Genomic DNA, 17,927 nt, shown 5'->3' with positions numbered 1-17,927 from the left:
CACTTGAGCGTCACGAACGTCCACCGGCCGCCTCGGAACCCCGACAACGGAGGGTGTGCGTGCGCCAGCGCCTGTCGTCTGAGCCCGATCGATATCGCGGTCGTCGCCGCGTTCCCACCCCCCCGCGTAGCCGTTACGCCGCGGTCGTCACCACCGCGTTCGTCGGAGCCGGCATCGTCGCGCTCGGCGCGGGCGCCATGCCGGACGCCAAGGACGTCAGCTCGTCGGTCCTCGACGACCTGAAGCAGGCCTCGGCCACCAGCCAGGACGCCGCGGCCCGTGCCGACAACGCCGACCGCGCCTCCCGGGACAGCCGGAGCAAGGACGCCGCCGAGCCCGACGTCTGGCTGCTGCCCCTGCAGGGCTACGACTTCAACTCCCCCTACGGTGTGCGCTGGGGCAAGATGCACACCGGCGTCGACCTGGTCGCCCCCGAGGGCACGCCGTACCTGTCGGTCCACGACGGGCTGGTCACCAAGGCCGGCTGGTATGGCGGGTACGGCCAGGCGGTGATCGTCCAGCACGCCGACGGCAGCGAGGCCATCTACGGCCACTCCTCTGCGCTGAGCGTCAAGGAAGGCCAGCAGGTCAAGGCAGGCGACCAGCTCGGACTGGTGGGCTACACCGGCCACTCCTACGGCACTCACCTGCACCTTGAGATCCATGTCAAGGGCCAGCCGGTCGACCCGGTGCCGTTCCTCCAGGAGCGCGGAGTGGACATCAAGCTGCAAGTCGAGGCAATCTACAGCGAGGTAGCCGCGTCCTGACGCTGCGTACTGACCGTTGACCGCCCGGATCTGTCGATCCGGGCGGTTTTTTGTTGCCCGGGTCGGCTGGATGTCTGCTGGGTCACAGCACCGACTGTGACCGGTGACACCGGCCCGCATGATCACTTTTACGGACGGAACAACGCAGAGCGGACCATATCCGGGCAGGTGACACTCGGCCCGTCGGCCGGCGCCTCGGTCCCCGTACCCGGGTCAACTCGGCCCGACACCAGTATTTCGAGGTCAAGTGCCCCTCGACTGTGAAGGTCCGCCGTGCAGGAAGACAGCCCCGTCCAGAACGAGAACACCCTCGACACCGCCACCGAGCAGCCGCAGCGCGCCGGCCGGCGGAGCCGTCTCATCGTGCTCGGCGCGGCCGCCCTGGTCGTCCTCGGCCTGGGCGGCGTCGCCGTCGCCACCACCGGCTCGGACCGTCCGGCGCCCACCGCCGTCTCTGCCGACGCGCAGTCCCGGGCCGAGGCCGCCAGCCGCGCGGACCGCTCCGCCCGTGAGTCGAGCGCGCCGGTCTCCCCGTCGGCCAGCCCGACACCGAGCCCGTCGACGGCCAGCGCCAGCCCGACACCGACGAAGACGGCCACCGCGAAGCCGAAGCCGAAGAAGACCACCAAGCCCACGCCCGCCTGGGTCGACCCGATGCCGGGCGCTGCGGTCACCTCCTGCTACGGGCAGCGCTGGGGCACCCTGCACGCCGGCATCGACCTGGCGCTGCCCTCCGGCACGCCGATCCACGCCGCTGCCGCCGGCACGGTGGTCCAGGCCGGCGACGCCGCCGACGGGTACGGCAACTCCGTCTTCGTCGACCACGGCAACGGTTACCTGACCCACTACGCCCACCAGAGCCGGATCGCGGTCACCGTCGGGCAGAAGGTCAAGGCCAACCAGGTGATCGGCTACGAGGGCGCCACCGGCGACGCCACCGGCCCGCACCTGCACTTCGAGGTGCACCAGGGCATGTGGAACCAGATCGACCCGGCGCCGTTCATGCGCGCACGCGGCGTCGACCTGGGCTGCTGACTCAGTGCTGAATGAGACCGGCGACCGGGACGGAGGCGACGTGGCCGGTCACCGGAAGGGTCTGCGCCAGTGCGAGGCCGATGTCTACCAGCGATGATCGGCGCAGGCGAGCTACGTCGGGTATCGGAGTCCAGACCGACTCGGCGGTCTCGCCGTTCGGCTCGGGCCGGAGAGCGCCACCGGTGATACGAACTCGGTAGAAGATGCCGACGTTCTGGTGCTCGATCCCCAACCACGCCTCGGCAACGGGGATCACTCTCGAGTCCACACCCAGGAGACGTTCGACCACCGCGTCGCAGCCGGTCTCCTCGGCGACCTCCCGGATCACCGCATCGAACGGATCCTCCGCGTGCTCGACCTTGCCGCCTGGGAGGGTCCAGTGAGTGTCGCCCGCCGGTGGTACGTAACGGGCGAGCAGTACCCGCTCATCCTCGATGCACACGGCGTACGCCGCCAGCCGGAAACTCATCCTCGCACCTCCCGCCGGACCCTATATCAGTGATCTCTCGACGTCGGGCGTGCTCGGTCGCGGCATCCGGGAAAGAGTGGCCTCAGCACCTCCGGAGGCCACTCTTTCCCGGATGTAGCGCGAATCGTGGGAGGGCGACTCCGGCTCGACGTGACGAGGTCAGAGCTTGTCGATCGGGGCGTGCCGCAGCACCAGCCACATCGTCTGGTCGCCGAAGTCGATCTGCGCGCGGGCGCCGGGGCCGTGCCCCTCGACGGCGACCACCCGCCCCAGCCCGTAGCGTTGGTGGTTGACCCGGTCGCCGGCCGCCACCTTCGGCCCCTGCGGCAGCTCACTGGCCGTGGTCAGGCGGCTGGCGTCCACGCCGAGCCGCTTCGCCAACTGCGCGGCCTTGGGCGTGCCCCCGCTGAAGGTGCCCCGCCCGCCGGGCACGCGGTCCGCGCGACCACCGACGCCGCCGCCCCCGCCAGCCCACGAGGTGTACGAACCCTCGGTGCGCTCCCAGTGCACCAGCTCCGGTGGAAGCTCCTCCAGGAACCGGGACGGCGGGTTGTAGGCCGGCTGCCCCCAGGCCGAGCGGGTCACCGCCCGGGAGAGGTAGAGCCGCTGCCGTGCCCGGGTGATGCCCACGTACGCCAGCCGACGCTCCTCCTCCAGCTCGCGGGTGTCGCCCAACGAGCGCAGGTGCGGGAAGACGCCGTCCTCCAGCCCGGTCAGGAAGACCACCGGGAACTCCAACCCCTTGGCGGTGTGCAGCGTCATCAGGGTGACCACGCCCTGATGGTCGGGGTCGTCGGAGGGGATCTGGTCGGCGTCGGCGACCAGCGCGACCTGCTCCAGGAAGCCCGCCAGAGTGGCCCGCTCCCCCTCCTCGCCCAACGCCTCGATCCGCTCGGTGTACTCCCGGGCGACGCTGACCAGCTCCTGGAGGTTGTCCACCCGGCCGGCGTCCTGCGGGTCGAGGCTCTCCTCCAACTCGGTGAGGTAACCCGATCGGGTCAGCAGCGCCTCCAGCACCTCCTCCGGGGTGCCGGTCTCGGCCAGCGTGCGGGCGTCGTCGAGCAGCGCCACGAAGTCGGCGATGCCGTTGGCCGCCCGGCTGGAGATGCCCGGCGCCTCCCGGGCCCGGCGCAGCGCGGCGCCGAACGAGATCCGGTCGCGGCTGGAGAGCGCTTCGACGCACGCCTCCGCACGGTCGCCGATCCCCCGGCGCGGGGTGTTCAGCACCCGCCGCAGGCTCACCGTGTCGTCGTCGTTGACCACCGACCGCAGGTACGCGAGCGCGTCGCGGACCTCCTTGCGCTCGTAGAAGCGCACCCCGCCGACCACCTTGTAGGGCAGGCCGACCCGTATGAACACCTCCTCGAAGACCCGGGACTGGGCGTTGGTGCGGTAGAAGACGGCGACGTCACCGGGACGGGTCTCGTCGGCGTCGACCAGCCGGTCGATCTCCCGGGCCGCCCAGTCCGCCTCGGCGTGCTCGGTGTCGGCCACGTAGCCGACGATCCGCTCGCCGGCGCCGGCCTCGCTCCACAGCCGCTTCGGCTTGCGGGAGGTGTTCCGGTCGATCACCGCGTTGGCCGCGTTGAGGATGGTCTGGGTCGAGCGGTAGTTCTGCTCCAGCAGGATCGTCCGCGCGTTGCTGAAGTCCCGCTCGAACTCCAGGATGTTGCGGATCGTCGCGCCCCGGAACGCGTAGATCGACTGGTCGGCGTCGCCGACCACGCACAGCTCGGCCGGGTCCAGCCCCTCGGTGCCGGAGACCAGCTCCTTGATCAGCGTGTACTGCGCGTGGTTGGTGTCCTGGTACTCGTCGACCAGGACGTGCCGGAACCGGCGGCGGTAGCTCTCCGCGACGTGCGGGTGGGACTGGAGCAGGTGCACGGTGGTCATGATCAGGTCGTCGAAGTCCAGTGCGTGCGCCTCGCGCAGCCGCCGCTGGTAGAGCGTGTACGCCTCGGCCAGCGCCCGCTCGTTGGGCCCCTTGGCCCCCGCCGCGAACTGCTCCGGGTCGACCAGCTCGTTCTTCAGGTTGGAGACCTGGGCGGCCAGCCCACGCGCCGGGTAGCGCTTCGGGTCCAGGTCCAGCTCGCGGGCGACCAACTGCATCAGCCGGCGGGAGTCGTCCGCGTCGTAGATCGAGAACGTGGACTTGAGGCCGGCGTGCTCGTGCTCGGCGCGCAGGATCCGGACACACGCGGAGTGGAACGTCGACACCCACATCAGCCGGGCCCGCGGGCCGACCAGCGCGGCCACCCGCTCCTTCATCTCGCCAGCGGCCTTGTTGGTGAAGGTGATCGCGATGATCTCCCCGGGGTGCACGTCCCGCGCGGCGAGCAGGTAGGCGATCCGGTGGGTGAGCACCCGGGTCTTGCCGGAACCGGCGCCCGCCACGATCAACAGCGGCGAGCCGGCATGAGTGACCGCGTCGCGCTGCGGCCCGTTCAGCCCGGCGAGCAGCTGCTGCGGATCGAGGCGTACGGCGGACGGCCGGGGCCGGTCCGGGCGAGCCGGCGCGGACTCCGGCGCAGGCGGGGACGCGGGGATGTCGAAGAGAGGATGCATCGCCCAGCAAGTCTATGCCGCCGGGCAGACACTTCCCGACCGCGCGGTGTCGTGGCTCGCGCCGTCTCCCCCGTCGCCGCACCGTGCCGTCCGATCGAACCGCTTGCGCACGGGCGGGCGGCATGGGCATACTCGACGGCGTGTTCGCTCAGCGCTACTACTTTTACTACGGCACCGGGAGTCCGGCAGCCGTAGGTCGCGCCTGATCGATCAGACCTGCGAAAAGCCCCGGGCTCCTGGAGTCCGGGGCTTTTTCGTCCCGGGATCCGGGCACCGGGCACCACAGTGCGAGGGGTACCCGATGATGACAGACGTGGCGGAGCAGAACGGCGGCCCGGCCCGACCGGGGGCGGAGCAGCCCCCGGTGAACGGGAGCGAGCCGGTGGCGGCGACGACGCCGCCGGCCGAGGACGCCGGGGTCGCCGAGGGCGGCGGGCCGGCCGAGGCACGGACCGGCACCGCGGAGCCGGCCGCCGCCGCGCGGATCGTGCAGATCAGGGAACGGATCGACGAGATCGACCACGCGTTGATCGCGCTGTGGCACGAGCGGGCCACGCTGTCCCAGGAGGTCGGCGCGACCCGGATGGCCTCCGGCGGCACTCGCCTGGTGCTCTCCCGGGAACGGGAGATCCTGGAGCGCTTCCGGATCGCACTCGGCGCCGACGGCACCCAACTGGCGCTGCTGCTGCTCCGCGCGGGCCGCGGGCCGCTGTGAGCCGCTCCGGCGGCCCACCGGGCGCCGAAGCCCCCCGATACCCCCGCCGGCCCGTCGGCGCGGGAGCGGCCCGATCAGGGCCACGGACAAACGAAACCGCCTGCCGTCGTCGTGGTGACGTCGGCAGGCGGTTCCGGTGACTCACGCCTCGTGAGTGGCGACGATCTCGCGCCGCTCCGCGAAGTGGCAGGCGCTCGGGTGGTCCGAGGTCTGCCGGATCTCCAGCAGCGGGACCTGCTCGGCGCAGACGTCCTGCGCCTTCCAGCAGCGGGTCCGGAACCGGCAGCCCGAGGGCGGGCTGATCGGCGACGGCACGTCACCCGTGAGCCGGATGATCGTCTTGTTGTTCCGCTGAGTCGGGTCCGGCACCGGCACCGCGGAGAGCAGCGCCTGGGTGTACGGGTGGGTCGGCCGCTCGTAGATCTCGTCCTCGGTGCCGATCTCGACGACCTTGCCGAGGTACATCACCGCGACCCGGTCCGAGAGGTGGCGGACCACCGACAGGTCGTGCGCGATGAAGATGTACGAGAGCCCGAACTCGGACTGCAGCTGCTCCAGCAGGTTCATCACCTGGGCCTGGATGGAGACGTCCAGCGCCGACACCGGCTCGTCGCAGACGATCACTTCGGGCCGCAGGGCGAGCGCGCGGGCGATGCCGATGCGCTGGCGCTGACCGCCGGAGAACTGGTGCGGGTACCGGTTGATGTGCTCCGGGTTGAGCCCGACCAGGTCGAGCAGCTCCTTGACCTTGCCCCGACGGCTGCCCTTCGGCGCCACCTCCGGGTGGATCTCGAACGGCTCACCGATCAGGTCACCGACCGTCATCCGCGGGTTCAGCGAGGTGTACGGGTCCTGCATCACCAGCTGGATCTGCCGACGGAGCCGCCGCAGCGCACCACCGGAGAGCTTGGAGATGTCCTGGCCCTTGTAGACCACGCTGCCGGCGGTCGGCTTCTCCAGGTTCATCAGTACCCGGGCGAGGGTCGACTTGCCGCAGCCGGACTCACCGACCACGCCGAGCGTCTCACCGGCACGCAGACCGAACGAGACCCCGTCGACCGCCTTGACCTGACCGACGGTCTTCTTGAACACCACACCCTGGGTGACGGGGTAGTGCTTGACCAGGTCATGGACCTCGATGATGTTCTCAGACACGGTTCACCAGCTCCTCGGCGAAGTGGCAGGCGCTGGCCCGGGCGTGACCCACCTGCAGCAGCGGCGGGACCTTCTCCCGGCACACCGGCTGAGCCATGGGGCAGCGCGGGTTGAACGGGCAGCCCGGCGGGATGTTCATCAGGTTCGGCGGAAGGCCCTTGATCGTCCGGAGCTGCTGCCCCTTCTCGTCCATCCGCGGGATGGAGTCGATGAGGCCCATCGTGTACGGGTGCGCCGGCTTGGCGTACAGGTCGTACACGTCGGCTTCCTCGACGATCCGGCCCGCGTACATGACCGCGATCCGGTCCGCGACGTCGGCGACCACGCCGAGGTCGTGGGTGATCAGGATCATGCCCATCTGCCGCTCACGCTGGAGCTCGGCGAGCAGGTCCATGATCTGGGCCTGCACGGTCACGTCGAGCGCGGTGGTCGGCTCGTCCGCGATCAGCACCTCCGGGTCGAGCGCCAGCGACATCGCGATCATCGCGCGCTGCCGCATACCGCCGGAGAACTGGTGCGGATAGTTGTTGAACCGGCCCTTGGCGTTCGGGATCTTGACCTGGTCGAGCATCTCGATCGCGCGCTTCTTGGCCTCCGCGCGACCCATGCCCCGCCGGACCCGGAACTGCTCGGCGATCTGGAACCCGACGGTGAAGACCGGGTTCAGCGCGGAGAGCGCGTCCTGGAAGATCATCGCGATGCCCTCACCGCGAATGCGGCGCCGCTCTTCTTCGGACATGCGGAGCATGTCCTTGCCGTGGAAGCGGACCTGCCCGCCGGTGACGAACCCGGGCGGGGTGTCGAGGATGCCCATGATGGTCTGCGCCGTGACGCTCTTACCGGAGCCGGACTCGCCGAGCACGGCGAGGGTCTCCCCCGCGTCGACGTGGTACGTGACCCCGTTGATGACCTTGGCGACGCCGTCCCGGGTACGGAACTCCACCCGCAGGTCGTCGACCTCGAGCAGCCGGCCAGAGGGACGTCCGGACCCGCCGGTTCCCGGCGCGGACTGCTCGGACACGAGAATGTCGGACAACTGGATCTCCCCTAGCGGAGTTTCGGATCGAGGGCCTCGCGGACCGCCTCACCGAGCATCACGAAGCTCAGCACAGCGGTGACGAGGAACGCGGCGGGGAAGAACACCAGCCCCGGCGCGACCCGGATGAACTGCTGCCCGTCGCTGATCATGATGCCCCAGGACACCACCGGTGACTTCAGGCCGACGCCCAGGAACGACAGGGTGGCCTCGGCACCGATGAACGAACCGACCATGATCGTGCCGTAGACCAGCAGCGGGGCCAGGCAGTTCGGCAGCAGGTGCTTGAGGATGATCCGGCCGGTGCCGGCACCCAGCGCGCGGGCCGCGACGATGTAGTCGGCCTCCTTGGTGGCGAGCACCGAGGAGCGCATCAGCCGCATCACGACCGGCCAGCTCAGCACGATCAGGGAGGCGATCACCAGGCCCATGATCTGGGCCTTGCTGTTGCCGGAGCCCGAGCCGTTGAACGTGGTCAGGATGACGATCGCGCCGAGCACGAAGGGCAGGCCGAAGAAGACATCGGCGATCCGGCTGAGCAGACCGTCGACCCAGCCACCGCGGTAGCCGGAGATGATGCCCATGGCGCCGCCGACCAGCAGGGTGCCGATCACGGAGAGCACGGCGACCACGATGGAGGCGCGCGCACCGTAGATGACCCGGGCGTAGACGTCCCGGCCCTGCACGTCGTAACCGAACCAGCCGTCGGCGGACGGCTTGTTGAGGCTCCGGGACAGCGTGCCGTTGACCGCGTCGCCCGGGGCGAACAGCTGCGGGAAGGCCGCCATCAGGAGGAAGATCACGATCAGCGTGGCCGAGATCCAGAACAGCGGCTTGCGCCGCAGATCCCGCCAGGCGTCACCGAGCAGGCCACGCGGCTTCTCGTTGCTCTGCGGCAGGCCCGTCCCGGTGGGGGCGACGACGTCGGCCTGGGCGGGAGGGGTGCTGACGATCGATGCGGTACTCGGGTCACTCATAGCGGATCCTTGGGTCCAGGGCGGCGTAGAGCAGGTCAACCACCAGGTTCATCACGAGATAGACCAGCACCAGGACGACGACGATCCCTACCACGGTAGCGCTTTCCTTGGTGACGATCGCGCGGAAGACCTGGCGGCCGATTCCGTTGATGCCGAAGATGCCCTCGGTGACGATCGCACCGCCCATCAGGGCACCGAGGTCGGTGCCGAGCAGGGTGACCACCGGGATGAGCGAGTTGCGCAGCAGGTGCACGCCCACCACCCGGCGCATCGGCAGGCCCTTGGCGATGGCGGTACGCACGTAGTCGGCGCGGCGGTTCTCCGCGATGCTCGTTCGCGCCACCCGGGCGATGTACGCCACTGACGCGCTACCGAGCACGAAGCCCGGCACGATCAGCTCGGAGATCCGCATCTCGGACGAGACGGTCGGCGTGATGATGCCCCACTGCACGCCCAGCAGCCACTGGAGCACGAAGCCGACGACGAAGACCGGCAACGCGATGAGGAAGAGGGTGGAGACCAGGACCAGGTTGTCCAGGAAGCCGTTGCGGCGCAGACCGGTCAGCACGCCGGCGCCGAGGCCGATCACGGCTTCGATGGTGAGCGCCACCAGTGCCAGCTTCAGGGTGTTCGGGTACGACGTCATGATGATGTCGCTGATCTCGCGCTGCGAGAACGTCTGACCGAAGTCGCCCTGGAGAAGGTTCTTCATGTAGTTGGCGTACTGCACGAAGACGTTCTGGTCCAGGTGGTACTTCTCGGTCATGAACGCGATGTACTGGTCCGGGCAGCGGCGCTCACCGCACTTGCCGGCGAACGGATCGCCCGGGACGGCCCAGACGAGGGCATAGATCAGGAACGTCGTGCCGATGAAGACCGGCACGAGTTGGAGCAGCCGTCTCAACAGATAACGGCCCATGGGGTGGTCCTCCAGACAGGGGGCGCGTCGGACGGCCGACACGGTGGTGACAACGTGGCGAGTGGAGTGTTGTAACACCCACTCGCGGAACGGCCCCGGGTCGGGCTCACCGGATGTGGCGAGCCCGACCCGGGGTCAGACCGTTCGGATCAGAGCTCGACCGAGGTGATGTCGAGTTCGCCGACGTTGTTCAGCTCGAGCTTCTTGATCTTCTCCGAGTGGCCGGACTGCTGGCCGTAGAAGTAGATCGGGATGCTCGGGACGTCCTGGTCGACAAGCTCAACCGCCTTGGAGAACGCCTCGTGCGAGGCCTCCAGGCTCGGAGCGGCGCTGGCCTGCTTCGCCAGGGCGTCGACCTCCTTGTTGCTGTACAGACCGTCGTTCGAGGAGCCACCAGTCACGTAGAGCGGGTTGACCCAGTTCTCCACGTCCGGGTAGTCCTGCTGCCAGGCGGCACGGTACGGGCCGGTCATCTTGTGGGCGTTGATGTTCTGGCGGAAGACCGCGAAGGTCGGCACGCCCTCGGCGCGAGCCTCGATGCCGAGGTTGGTCTTGACCTGCTGCGCAACGGCGTCCATCCAGTCCTTGTGGCTGGAGTCGGCGTTGTAGTAGAAGACCATCTCACCGGTGAAGCCACCGGCCTCGGCCAGCAGCTGCTTGGCCGCAGCGGCGTCGAACTTGCAGGCGGTGCAGTTGCCCGGCTTGGCGCCCGGGGTCAGCGGGTTCGCCCAGCTGTCGGCCGGCTTGCGGGTACCGAAGAAGATCTTGTCCGAGATCTCCTGCCGGTTGATCGACAGCGACACGGCACGACGCAGCTTCGGGTTCTGGAAGCGCTTGTCGTAGGTCGGGAACGCGATCAGCGCGGTCGACGGCGTCACGGTCGACAGGCCCCGCTCGCCGAGGTCGGTCTTCCACTTGTCACCGGCGAGCGCCGAGGTGGGGACAACCTCCATGAAGTCGAGGTTGTTGCCCAGCAGATCGGCGTAGGCAGCCGACTCGTCCTGGTACAGCTTGACGTCGACGTCCTTGAGCTTCATCTTGTCGCGCAGGCTGTAGTCGTCGAAGCGCGTCAGCTTGATGAGGACGTTGTCCTCCCACGACACGAACTTCACCGGGCCGTTGCCGACCGGCTTCTTGCCGAACTCTTCGGGCTTCTGGGTGAAGAACACGTCCGGCAGCGGCATGAAGGCGCTGTAGCCGAGCTTGGTCGGGAAGACCGCGGTCGGCGCGGCGAGGGTGACCTCGAAGGTCTGGTCGTCGACGACCTTCAGACCGGACATCTTCTCGGCCGTCGGCGCCGGGGCCTTCTGCGGGCCCTCGCCGTCCGGGTCCGAGGTGTAGGTCTGGTCGAAGCCAGCGATGTCCGAGAAGAAGGTGCCGTTCTGCGCGCCGTTCGGCGAGTAGGCGGCCCAGTTCCAGGCGTCGACGAAGTTCTTCGCCTTCACCTCGGTACCGTCGTGGAACTTGGTACCCTTCTTGATCTTGATCGTGAAGACCTTGGAGTCCTTGGTGTCGATGGACTCCGCCAGCGCGTTGCGCGGGGCCCCACCGTCGTTGGGGTACTCGACCAGGCCGGTCCACAGCCAGTCGATGACCTTGCCGCCGCCGGTCTCCGTGGTGTTCGACGGGACCAGCGGGTTCTCCGGCTGGACGCCGTGGATGACGATCGAGCCGTCCGTGCTGGTGGCGGCGTCGCCGTCACCGTCACCGCTCGAGCAACCGCTCGCGACAAGCACGGCAGCCGCGCTGAGCGCGATTGCGCTCGTCGCCCGCTTCGAGACTCTCATTCCGAGGGGCCTCCTCTTTCTAAGACCTGGTTCCGTCGTGGGTTTCACGCACGTCTGGGGGTGACACCGCCCGACCACCCCGGGGCGCGGGTCGCCGGGACCACAGGGAAGTTGGAGACACCCCTGATGTTCCGATCCGCCGGGCTCCCCACCCGGCGAGGCGCAACCCTACGCAGGCGACACAGCCACGGACCGCCGCGAAATAGCGGAGGGCGTGGTCGTGGGCCGTACGGAGTGCCACACACCGAGGGTGAGGTGTTGCCACTGTGACACTCACTGGCCGCTTCCGTGAAGGTGCCGTTATCAAGACGTTAGTTGCCCGCCACGTTGCCGATACTTGAAAAATGATCATAAAGCGGTCGGGTGGGGTGGCTCTGAGCAGGGAAGACGTGGCCCAGCCGGACCACGGCGGTCCGCGTTGGGTCGGGTTCTGTGAGCTTTCCCCAGTCCGCTCCCGTGCTTCCCGACGTCCGTCGAGGGCTCGCCGTCTTTGCCCATCCGGACGATGTCGACCTCGGCTGCGCGGCCACCATCACCGGCTGGGTGGATGAGGGCATCGAGGTCGGCTCTCTGATCATCACCCGGGTGACGCGCGCGATTTCGACGACACCGCGCGAGCCGAAATGCCCCGTTTGCGCATGGCGGAACAGCGAGTCGTTGGCTAAAGCCATGGATGGCCCGACGGTCTGACACGCCGGCCTGGGGGCCAGACGGCATCGGCCCCGGCACCGCGTGGGGCGGGGCCGGGGCCGATGGTGAAACCGAAGCGGATCAGGCGGTGAAGCGCACCTTCCGGCGACGGACCATCAGGACCGTCACCGCACCCGCGGCGAGCAGCAGTACGCCAGCGGTCGCCGCCGTCGCGATCGGCGAACCGGTCAGCGGCAGGCCGCCGCCGTTGCTCGCCGGCGAGGTGGACGGGGCCGGGCTGGCCGGCGACGAGTCCGACGGGGTGGCCGACGGAGTCGACGGAGTCGCGCTCGGGGTCGGGGCCGGCGTCGAGGGGGTCGCGGACGGCGTCGGGGCGGCGGTGAACCCGGCCTCGGCCTTGGCGGTGACGGTGGCACCGGTGCTGCCGCCGAGGATCAGCTTCTGCGCCTTCTTGGCGCCGGTGAACAGGAACACCCGGCCGAAGGAGACCGAGTCCTGCGCGGTCAGCGTCACGTTGACCGTGCCGGCACCCTCGGCGGTCAGCCAGAACTGCCCACCGTTGGTGGTCTTGGTGACCGGCTTGCCCTCGGCGTCGACGGCCGCGCCGCCGGTGGCCGCGACGGTGATGTCACCGGCCGGACCCTTGACCGTGAACGGGCCGGCCTTGCCGCCGACCGTCGCGGTGGCGCTGGCCGGGTCGACGGACAGCTCGGCCCGCGGCTCCGGCTGGTCGGTGGCGTTCTTGACCAGGTAGTCACGGACCTTCTTGATCACGTCGTACTGCTGCTGCGCGAGCAGGCCCTTCTCCCAGTCGCCCAGCTCGATCCCGTCGCTGAAGTGCCAGACGGCGGTCTGCGTGCCGAAGTAGAGCAGCGTGTCCAGCCGCTTCTTCTCGATCTTGGCCGGAACGGTGGCGCCGGCAGCCGCGAGCAGCGCGGTGGAGTCGGCGTTCGGGTAGCCGTGGGTGAGCACCCACTGCACCTTGCCGAGGTTCTTCACCTGGGACTTGTCCCAGGTGCCCTCCTCGTACTTCCCGTCCAGCTTCACGCTGGTGTGGTAGTCGATGCAGAACGCCGGCACCAGCTTGCCGTCGATCTGCAGCGCGAGCGCGGACGTGGTGCGCGGCTTGCCATCGAGCATCAGTTTGACGCCGGTGCCGTCGACCGCCTTGGCCACACCGGTGGCCGGGGCCGCGGCGGCCGGGCCGGCGATGCCGAGCGCCAGCGTGCCACCGGCGACGGTCGCCAGCGCGATCCGCGCCCAGCGTCGTCCTCGTTGTCCGAACATCAAGATTCGTGCACCTCTCCCCAGGGGTGACCCGCAAACGCGGGCACGCGTGAGTCACTGCCTCCACGGGATGCGCAGCACCCGCGCGCGGAGACGGGACCGAGGCATTATGTGACGACGGTTGATCATTTGTCAGCCCCGAGCGGCGGCATCCGTCGCATGTGACCCAATTGTCGGGGAGGAGGAATAGGTCACACGAGTCGGCGGTCCGCCGCCCATCGGGAGAGCTCGTACCGGTTGGACATCTGAAGCTTGCGCAGCACGTTCGACACGTGCGTCTCCACCGTCTTGATGGAGATGAACAGCTCCTTCGCGATCTCCTTGTACGCGTACCCCCGGGCGAGCAGCCGCAGCACCTCCCGCTCCCGGTTGGTGAGCTGGTCCAGCTCCGGATCGGCCACCGGCGCGTCCGGCCGGGCCGCGAAGGCGTCCAGCACGAACCCGGCCAGCCGAGGACTGAAAACCGCGTCACCGTCGGCGACCCGGCGGATCGCCGCGGCCAACTCGTCCGGGGAGATGGTCTTGGTGACGTACCCCCGGGCACCGGCACGGATCAGCCCGATCACGTCCTCCGCCGCGTCGGAGACGCTCAGCGCCAGGAACTTGACCTGCGGGTGGCTGCGCCGCATCGCCTCCAGCACCGCACGACCGCCGCCGTCGGGCATGTGCACGTCGAGCAGCACCACGTCCGGCCCGGTGGCCGCGATCCGGGTGACCGCCTCGGCCACCGTGCTCGCCTCGCCCACCACCTCGACGTGGGCGCCCAGCTCGGCGCGTACCCCGGCCCGGAACATGGCATGGTCGTCCACCAGGAACACCCGCAGCCGCTCGGGGCGGGCGTCCGCCGGGTCGAGGTGCTCCATCGACTGCTCGGCCATGGTCATCTGTTCCTCTCCGCTGCGGACGAGTCCCGGGAGATCGGCAGGATCAACCGGACCTCGGTCCCGTCCCCCGGTCCGGACCGGATCTCGGCCCGTCCGTCGTGCCGCTTCATCCGCCCGATGATCGAGCCGCGTACGCCGTGCCGGTGGTCCTCCACGGTATCCGGATCGAAGCCCTTTCCACGGTCTCGGACGAAGACGCTGATCTGATCCGGCTCCACCTCGGCGTAGAGCGACACGGTCTGCACCCCGGCGTGCCGGGCCGCGTTCACCAGCGCCTCCCGCGCGGCGGCGACCAGCGCGCCGACCCGCTCATCGGTCTCCCGGTCACCGACCACCACCGCCTCCACCGTGATCGCGAAGGTGTCCTCGACCTCGGCAGCGGCCTGCTCCAGGGCCGCTGCGAAGCGCTCGTTGGGCGACGCGGTGGGCTTGTAGAGCCAGTTGCGCAGCGAACGCTCCTGCCCCCGGGCCAGCCGCTGGACCGTCTTGACATCGCTGGCGTTGCGCTGGATCAGGGCCAACGTGTGCAGCACCTGGTCGTGCACCATCGCGGCCAGCTCGGCCCGCTCCTGCTCGCGGATGCGCCCCTCGCGCTCCGAGCGGAGCTGGTTGTACGTCCGCCAGAGCACCGGCGCGGCGACCACGCCGACCCCGGCCAGCCCCACCAGCGCGAAGATCACGCCGTTGATCACCGCGTCGAAGTTCTGCGCCGGCGAGTAGACCGCCGCTACGCCGATGATGCCGACCGCGACCAGCACGCCGCCGCCGATGAACCGGAGCACGAAGGCTCGCCGGTCGCTCTCCTCGACGACCGCGCCGAGCCAGGGCACCGGCGTGTCGCCCCACCGCCGCCGCCGCTCGGGCGCGGACTGGTGCCAGATGACACCGGCACCGACCGCGATGATGGCCACCAGCCAGCCGGCGGTGCCCGCCGCGCCGACCGAGTCGAAGACCATCACCTGGATCAGCAGGACCCCGAGCCCGATCCCCACGAACGGCAGGAGCTGGGCCACGTCCCGCCGGGGCGGCACCGCGGTGTCACCGGGCCGCAGCGGCACCACCGCCCAGAAGGCCGCATAGAGCAGCAGGCCGAGCCCGCTCAGCCCGAGCAGCACCATGAACGCGACCCGCACGCGCAGCACCGAGATGCCGAGGTGGTCGGCGATGCCGGCGGCGACGCCCGCGGCCATCCGGTGCTCGGGGGCGCGGTACAGGCGCGGAGGCGGGGTCACGATGCTGATCGGAGGCTCCCCTGGTCACGGTTTCGGGCTGGTCGGGTTCGGTGGATCCGATCGTCACACGCTGCGGTGTCCCGCGACCACGGGGACGCCCCCGACATTCCGGCTGCCAGGATCTCAGGGTGGGGTCAGGGTCGGGTCCTGAGGTCGTTCGGGCGGACCTGGCAGCAGGATCGAGGCATGACCGAGGAAGCTGCCCCGCCGCCCCGTCCCGGGTCGGCACAGCCGGGTGGTGCATCGCCGCCCGCACCAGCCGCGACACCCGCCGGCTGGACCGAGCCCAGCACATTCGGCCCGCCCACCGGCGCCGCCACCGGGTTCGGCACCGGCCCGGCCGCCGAACACGCACCGGGCGACCCGGCCGGCGCGGGCTACGGGCCCGGCAGCACGGGCTACGGACCGGGCGGCGCGGGCTACGGGCCTGGTGCCGGCTTCGCGGCCGGCACCGGCTACGGGGCGAGCGGGGCCGGGGGTACGCCACCCGGGCCGGGTGGTCCCGGTCCGGCCGCGCCGCCACCGCCGCTGGGCGGCGCCGGCTTCACCTCGCGGTACGGGCTGGTCCGGCCGCGCGACGGGCGGTACCTGGCCGGGGTCTGCGCGGCGATCGGACGAGCCACCAACACCGACCCGGTGCTCTGGCGGGTGCTGCTCGCGGTGCTCGGGTTCTTCGGCGGCATCGGCATCCTGGTGTACGTCGCCGCCTGGCTGATCATCCCGAACGAGGGCGACACCGCGTCCCCGGTGGAGTCCATGCTCGGGCGTGGCCGGTCCAGCATGTCGCCGGTGACCGTGATCATCCTGGGCATCCTGGTGGCGGCCAGCTTCGGCTACATCGTCACCGATGCCTTCCGCGCGGTGCTGCTCGGCGCGGCCATCCTGATCGGCGGCGCGCTGCTGCTCAACCGGGACAGCCGAGGGCCACAGCCCGGTACGCCGGGCGGGCCGGTGCCGTCCGGGCCGATCGGTACGCCACCCGGGCCGGTCCCGCCAGTCGCCTGGCCGGCGCCGACGTACGGCACCGTGCCGCCCGCCGGCCCGCTGCCGACCGCGCCGCTGGCTGGCGGCGATCCGGCGTACGCCACCACGGGTGGGTCGCCGACCGGGCCCGCCCCGGTCGTCGGCGCACAGTCGGCCGCCGCTCCGCAGCAGTTCGCCAGCGCGCAGTCGGTGTCCGGAGCGGGTCCGGTCTCCGGGGTCGGTCCGGTGTCCGGGCAACCGGCCGGGATGGCTGGTCCGCAGGCCGGCTGGCCCGCGCCCGCCCCCGCCGCCCCGGGCTGGCCGAGCACTGACCTGCCCAGCACCGGCATGCCCAGCGCCGACTGGCCGTCGGCACCGGTGACCGGTGCTCCTGCTACCGGTGTCCCGTCCGACTACCCGGTCACGCCGCCGCCACCGGCCGGATACCGCCCCCCGTTCGCGCCACACGGCCCGTACGCCTCGCCGGCTCCGGCCGCGTACCCCCCGCCGAAGCCGCCAAAGCCACCGAAGCCGCCGAAGCGACCCCGGGAGCGTTCACCGCTCGGCGCGGTGACCTTCTCGCTGATCTTCCTGGTCCTCGGCGTGGTCGCCCTGCTCGACCTGCTGAACGTCTTCGACGTCGGCGCGTCGGCGTACTTCGCGGCCGCGTTGGCCACGATCGCGCTGGGTCTGCTGGTCGGCACCTGGTTCGGCCGGGCCCGCTGGCTGATCGCGCTCGGCCTGGTGACCGCCGCCGCGCTGGGAACGGCCACGATCGCCGAGTCGTACGATCGGATCCGGGGCGTCGACGGCGCGGTCACGTGGGCGCCCACCGACTACCGCGACCTCGCCAACCGGTACGAGAACAGCTTCGGCGACGCCGTGCTCGACCTCCGCTCGATCGACTTCTCCAATCGGGAGAGCCAGGTGACCGTAGCGATCAACTTCGGCAAGGGGACCGTGGTCGTTCCGCCGAACGTGGACGTCACCACGGTGGCCGACGTCAACGCGGGCGACGCCACCGTCTTCGGCAACCGATCCGGCGGGTTTGACGGCAGCCTGCGGGAGACCACCGACCTCGGCGCGGACGGTCCCGGGGGCGGGAAGCTGCGCCTGTACATCCATGTCAATGCCGGCAACCTGGAGGTGACCCGGTGAAGGCCCACCGTACGGACCTGGTGTCGTTCGCCTTCGGGCTGGTGTTCCTGGCGCTGTCGGCCTGGTGGCTGCTCGCCCAACTGCTCGGGCTCGCGCTGCCGCCGGTCGGCTGGTTCCTGGCCGGCGCGCTCATCCTGATCGGGGTCTTCGGGCTGGTCGGCGCGCTGCGCTCCGGCCGCCCGGCCCGGCCCGAGCCGACCGCCCAGGCCATCGCCACCGAGCCCATCGCGCCGGTCTCCGGGGCGACCGCACCCGTCTCCGGCGCCGCCGCACCGGTCTCCGGGGCGACCGCACCGGTCTCCGGCGCCGCACCGACGTCCGGCGCGG

The 17,927-nt window shown here is 70.4% G+C and carries 15 protein-coding genes and 1 pseudogene; 6 read left to right on the top strand and 10 right to left on the bottom strand.

Annotation, left to right across the window (positions count from 1 at the left end; genetic code table 11):
- Nucleotides 1-59: 59 nt before the first annotated feature.
- Nucleotides 60-767 carry a M23 family metallopeptidase gene (locus OG990_RS33870; protein ID WP_328420280.1) on the top strand — a complete coding sequence of 236 codons (708 nt, stop codon included), beginning with the start codon at nt 60-62 and terminating at the stop codon, nt 765-767.
- A 273-nt stretch (nt 768-1,040) separates the two neighbouring features.
- Complete coding sequence (locus OG990_RS33865; protein WP_406078312.1) at nt 1,041-1,802, top strand: M23 family metallopeptidase; 762 nt, start codon at nt 1,041-1,043, stop codon at nt 1,800-1,802.
- A 1-nt stretch (nt 1,803) separates the two neighbouring features.
- Here the strand turns inward: OG990_RS33865 and OG990_RS33860 are convergent, their stop codons facing one another.
- Both OG990_RS33860 and pcrA read right to left on the bottom strand, forming a co-directional pair.
- Complete coding sequence (locus tag OG990_RS33860; RefSeq protein ID WP_328420284.1) at nt 1,804-2,271, bottom strand: NUDIX domain-containing protein; 468 nt, start codon at nt 2,269-2,271, stop codon at nt 1,804-1,806.
- 159 nt (nt 2,272-2,430) lie between these two features.
- Nucleotides 2,431-4,836 carry a DNA helicase PcrA gene (gene pcrA / locus OG990_RS33855; protein ID WP_406078311.1) on the bottom strand — a complete coding sequence of 802 codons (2,406 nt, stop codon included), beginning with the start codon at nt 4,834-4,836 and terminating at the stop codon, nt 2,431-2,433.
- Between the two features lie 382 nt (nt 4,837-5,218).
- Here pcrA and OG990_RS33850 point away from each other — a divergent pair, with 382 nt between their 5' ends.
- Nucleotides 5,219-5,551, top strand: coding sequence for a chorismate mutase (locus OG990_RS33850; protein ID WP_386988497.1), 333 nt, complete (start codon nt 5,219-5,221; stop codon nt 5,549-5,551).
- A gap of 141 nt (nt 5,552-5,692) precedes the next feature.
- On the opposite strand, the gene OG990_RS33845 is transcribed toward OG990_RS33850, so the two are convergent.
- The 5 genes from OG990_RS33845 to OG990_RS33825 form a co-directional block, all read right to left on the bottom strand.
- The gene (locus OG990_RS33845) at nt 5,693-6,706 is read right to left on the bottom strand and encodes a dipeptide ABC transporter ATP-binding protein (RefSeq protein WP_355608097.1); all 1,014 of its coding nucleotides are present in this window, start codon (nt 6,704-6,706) and stop codon (nt 5,693-5,695) included.
- Nucleotides 6,699-7,727 (bottom strand): ABC transporter ATP-binding protein, encoded by a 1,029-nt coding sequence (locus tag OG990_RS33840; protein ID WP_386988500.1) that lies wholly within the window; start codon nt 7,725-7,727, stop codon nt 6,699-6,701. The genes OG990_RS33845 and OG990_RS33840 overlap by 8 nt, the downstream gene beginning before the upstream one ends.
- Before the next feature lie 26 nt (nt 7,728-7,753).
- Nucleotides 7,754-8,719 (bottom strand): ABC transporter permease, encoded by a 966-nt coding sequence (locus OG990_RS33835; RefSeq protein WP_386987624.1) that lies wholly within the window; start codon nt 8,717-8,719, stop codon nt 7,754-7,756.
- The gene (locus tag OG990_RS33830) at nt 8,712-9,638 is read right to left on the bottom strand and encodes an ABC transporter permease (protein ID WP_328420294.1); all 927 of its coding nucleotides are present in this window, start codon (nt 9,636-9,638) and stop codon (nt 8,712-8,714) included. The genes OG990_RS33835 and OG990_RS33830 overlap by 8 nt, the downstream gene beginning before the upstream one ends.
- 149 nt (nt 9,639-9,787) lie before the next feature.
- Entirely contained in the window at nt 9,788-11,425 is a 1,638-nt protein-coding gene (locus tag OG990_RS33825; protein WP_328420296.1) for an ABC transporter substrate-binding protein, read from the bottom strand.
- A 456-nt stretch (nt 11,426-11,881) separates the two neighbouring features.
- Here OG990_RS33825 and OG990_RS33820 point away from each other — a divergent pair, with 456 nt between their 5' ends.
- The gene (locus tag OG990_RS33820; RefSeq protein WP_328420298.1) at nt 11,882-12,115 is read left to right on the top strand and encodes a PIG-L family deacetylase; all 234 of its coding nucleotides are present in this window, start codon (nt 11,882-11,884) and stop codon (nt 12,113-12,115) included.
- An 81-nt stretch (nt 12,116-12,196) separates the two neighbouring features.
- On the opposite strand, the gene OG990_RS33815 is transcribed toward OG990_RS33820, so the two are convergent.
- The 3 genes from OG990_RS33815 to OG990_RS33805 all read right to left on the bottom strand — a co-directional run bounded on the left by OG990_RS33815 (nt 12,197) and on the right by OG990_RS33805 (nt 15,479).
- Nucleotides 12,197-13,363 carry a Cys-Gln thioester bond-forming surface protein gene (locus OG990_RS33815; protein ID WP_406078310.1) on the bottom strand — a complete coding sequence of 389 codons (1,167 nt, stop codon included), beginning with the start codon at nt 13,361-13,363 and terminating at the stop codon, nt 12,197-12,199.
- A 191-nt stretch (nt 13,364-13,554) separates the two neighbouring features.
- Nucleotides 13,555-14,241, bottom strand: a complete 687-nt coding sequence (locus OG990_RS33810) for a response regulator transcription factor (RefSeq protein WP_172899192.1) — start codon at nt 14,239-14,241, stop codon at nt 13,555-13,557.
- Between the two features lie 2 nt (nt 14,242-14,243).
- On the bottom strand, nt 14,244-15,479 hold the full coding sequence (locus OG990_RS33805) for a PspC domain-containing protein (RefSeq protein WP_386987631.1): 1,236 nt from the start codon (nt 15,477-15,479) through the stop codon (nt 14,244-14,246).
- Nucleotides 15,480-15,665: 186 nt separating this feature from the next.
- Between OG990_RS33805 and OG990_RS33800 the strand changes: the two genes are divergently transcribed.
- Nucleotides 15,666-17,600 carry a PspC domain-containing protein gene (locus OG990_RS33800; RefSeq protein WP_406078309.1) on the top strand — a complete coding sequence of 645 codons (1,935 nt, stop codon included), beginning with the start codon at nt 15,666-15,668 and terminating at the stop codon, nt 17,598-17,600.
- A pseudogene (locus OG990_RS33795) lies at nt 17,597-17,791 on the top strand (hypothetical protein); the annotation flags it as partial. The gene OG990_RS33800 and the pseudogene OG990_RS33795, both read left to right, overlap by 4 nt.
- Nucleotides 17,792-17,927 lie beyond the last annotated feature (136 nt).

Source organism: Micromonospora sp. NBC_00858 (assembly GCF_045207365.1).
In the GTDB taxonomy this organism is placed as follows: domain Bacteria; phylum Actinomycetota; class Actinomycetes; order Mycobacteriales; family Micromonosporaceae; genus Micromonospora.
Note: the sequence above shows the minus strand (reverse complement) of the source record. Positions and strands in the feature narration are given on the sequence as shown.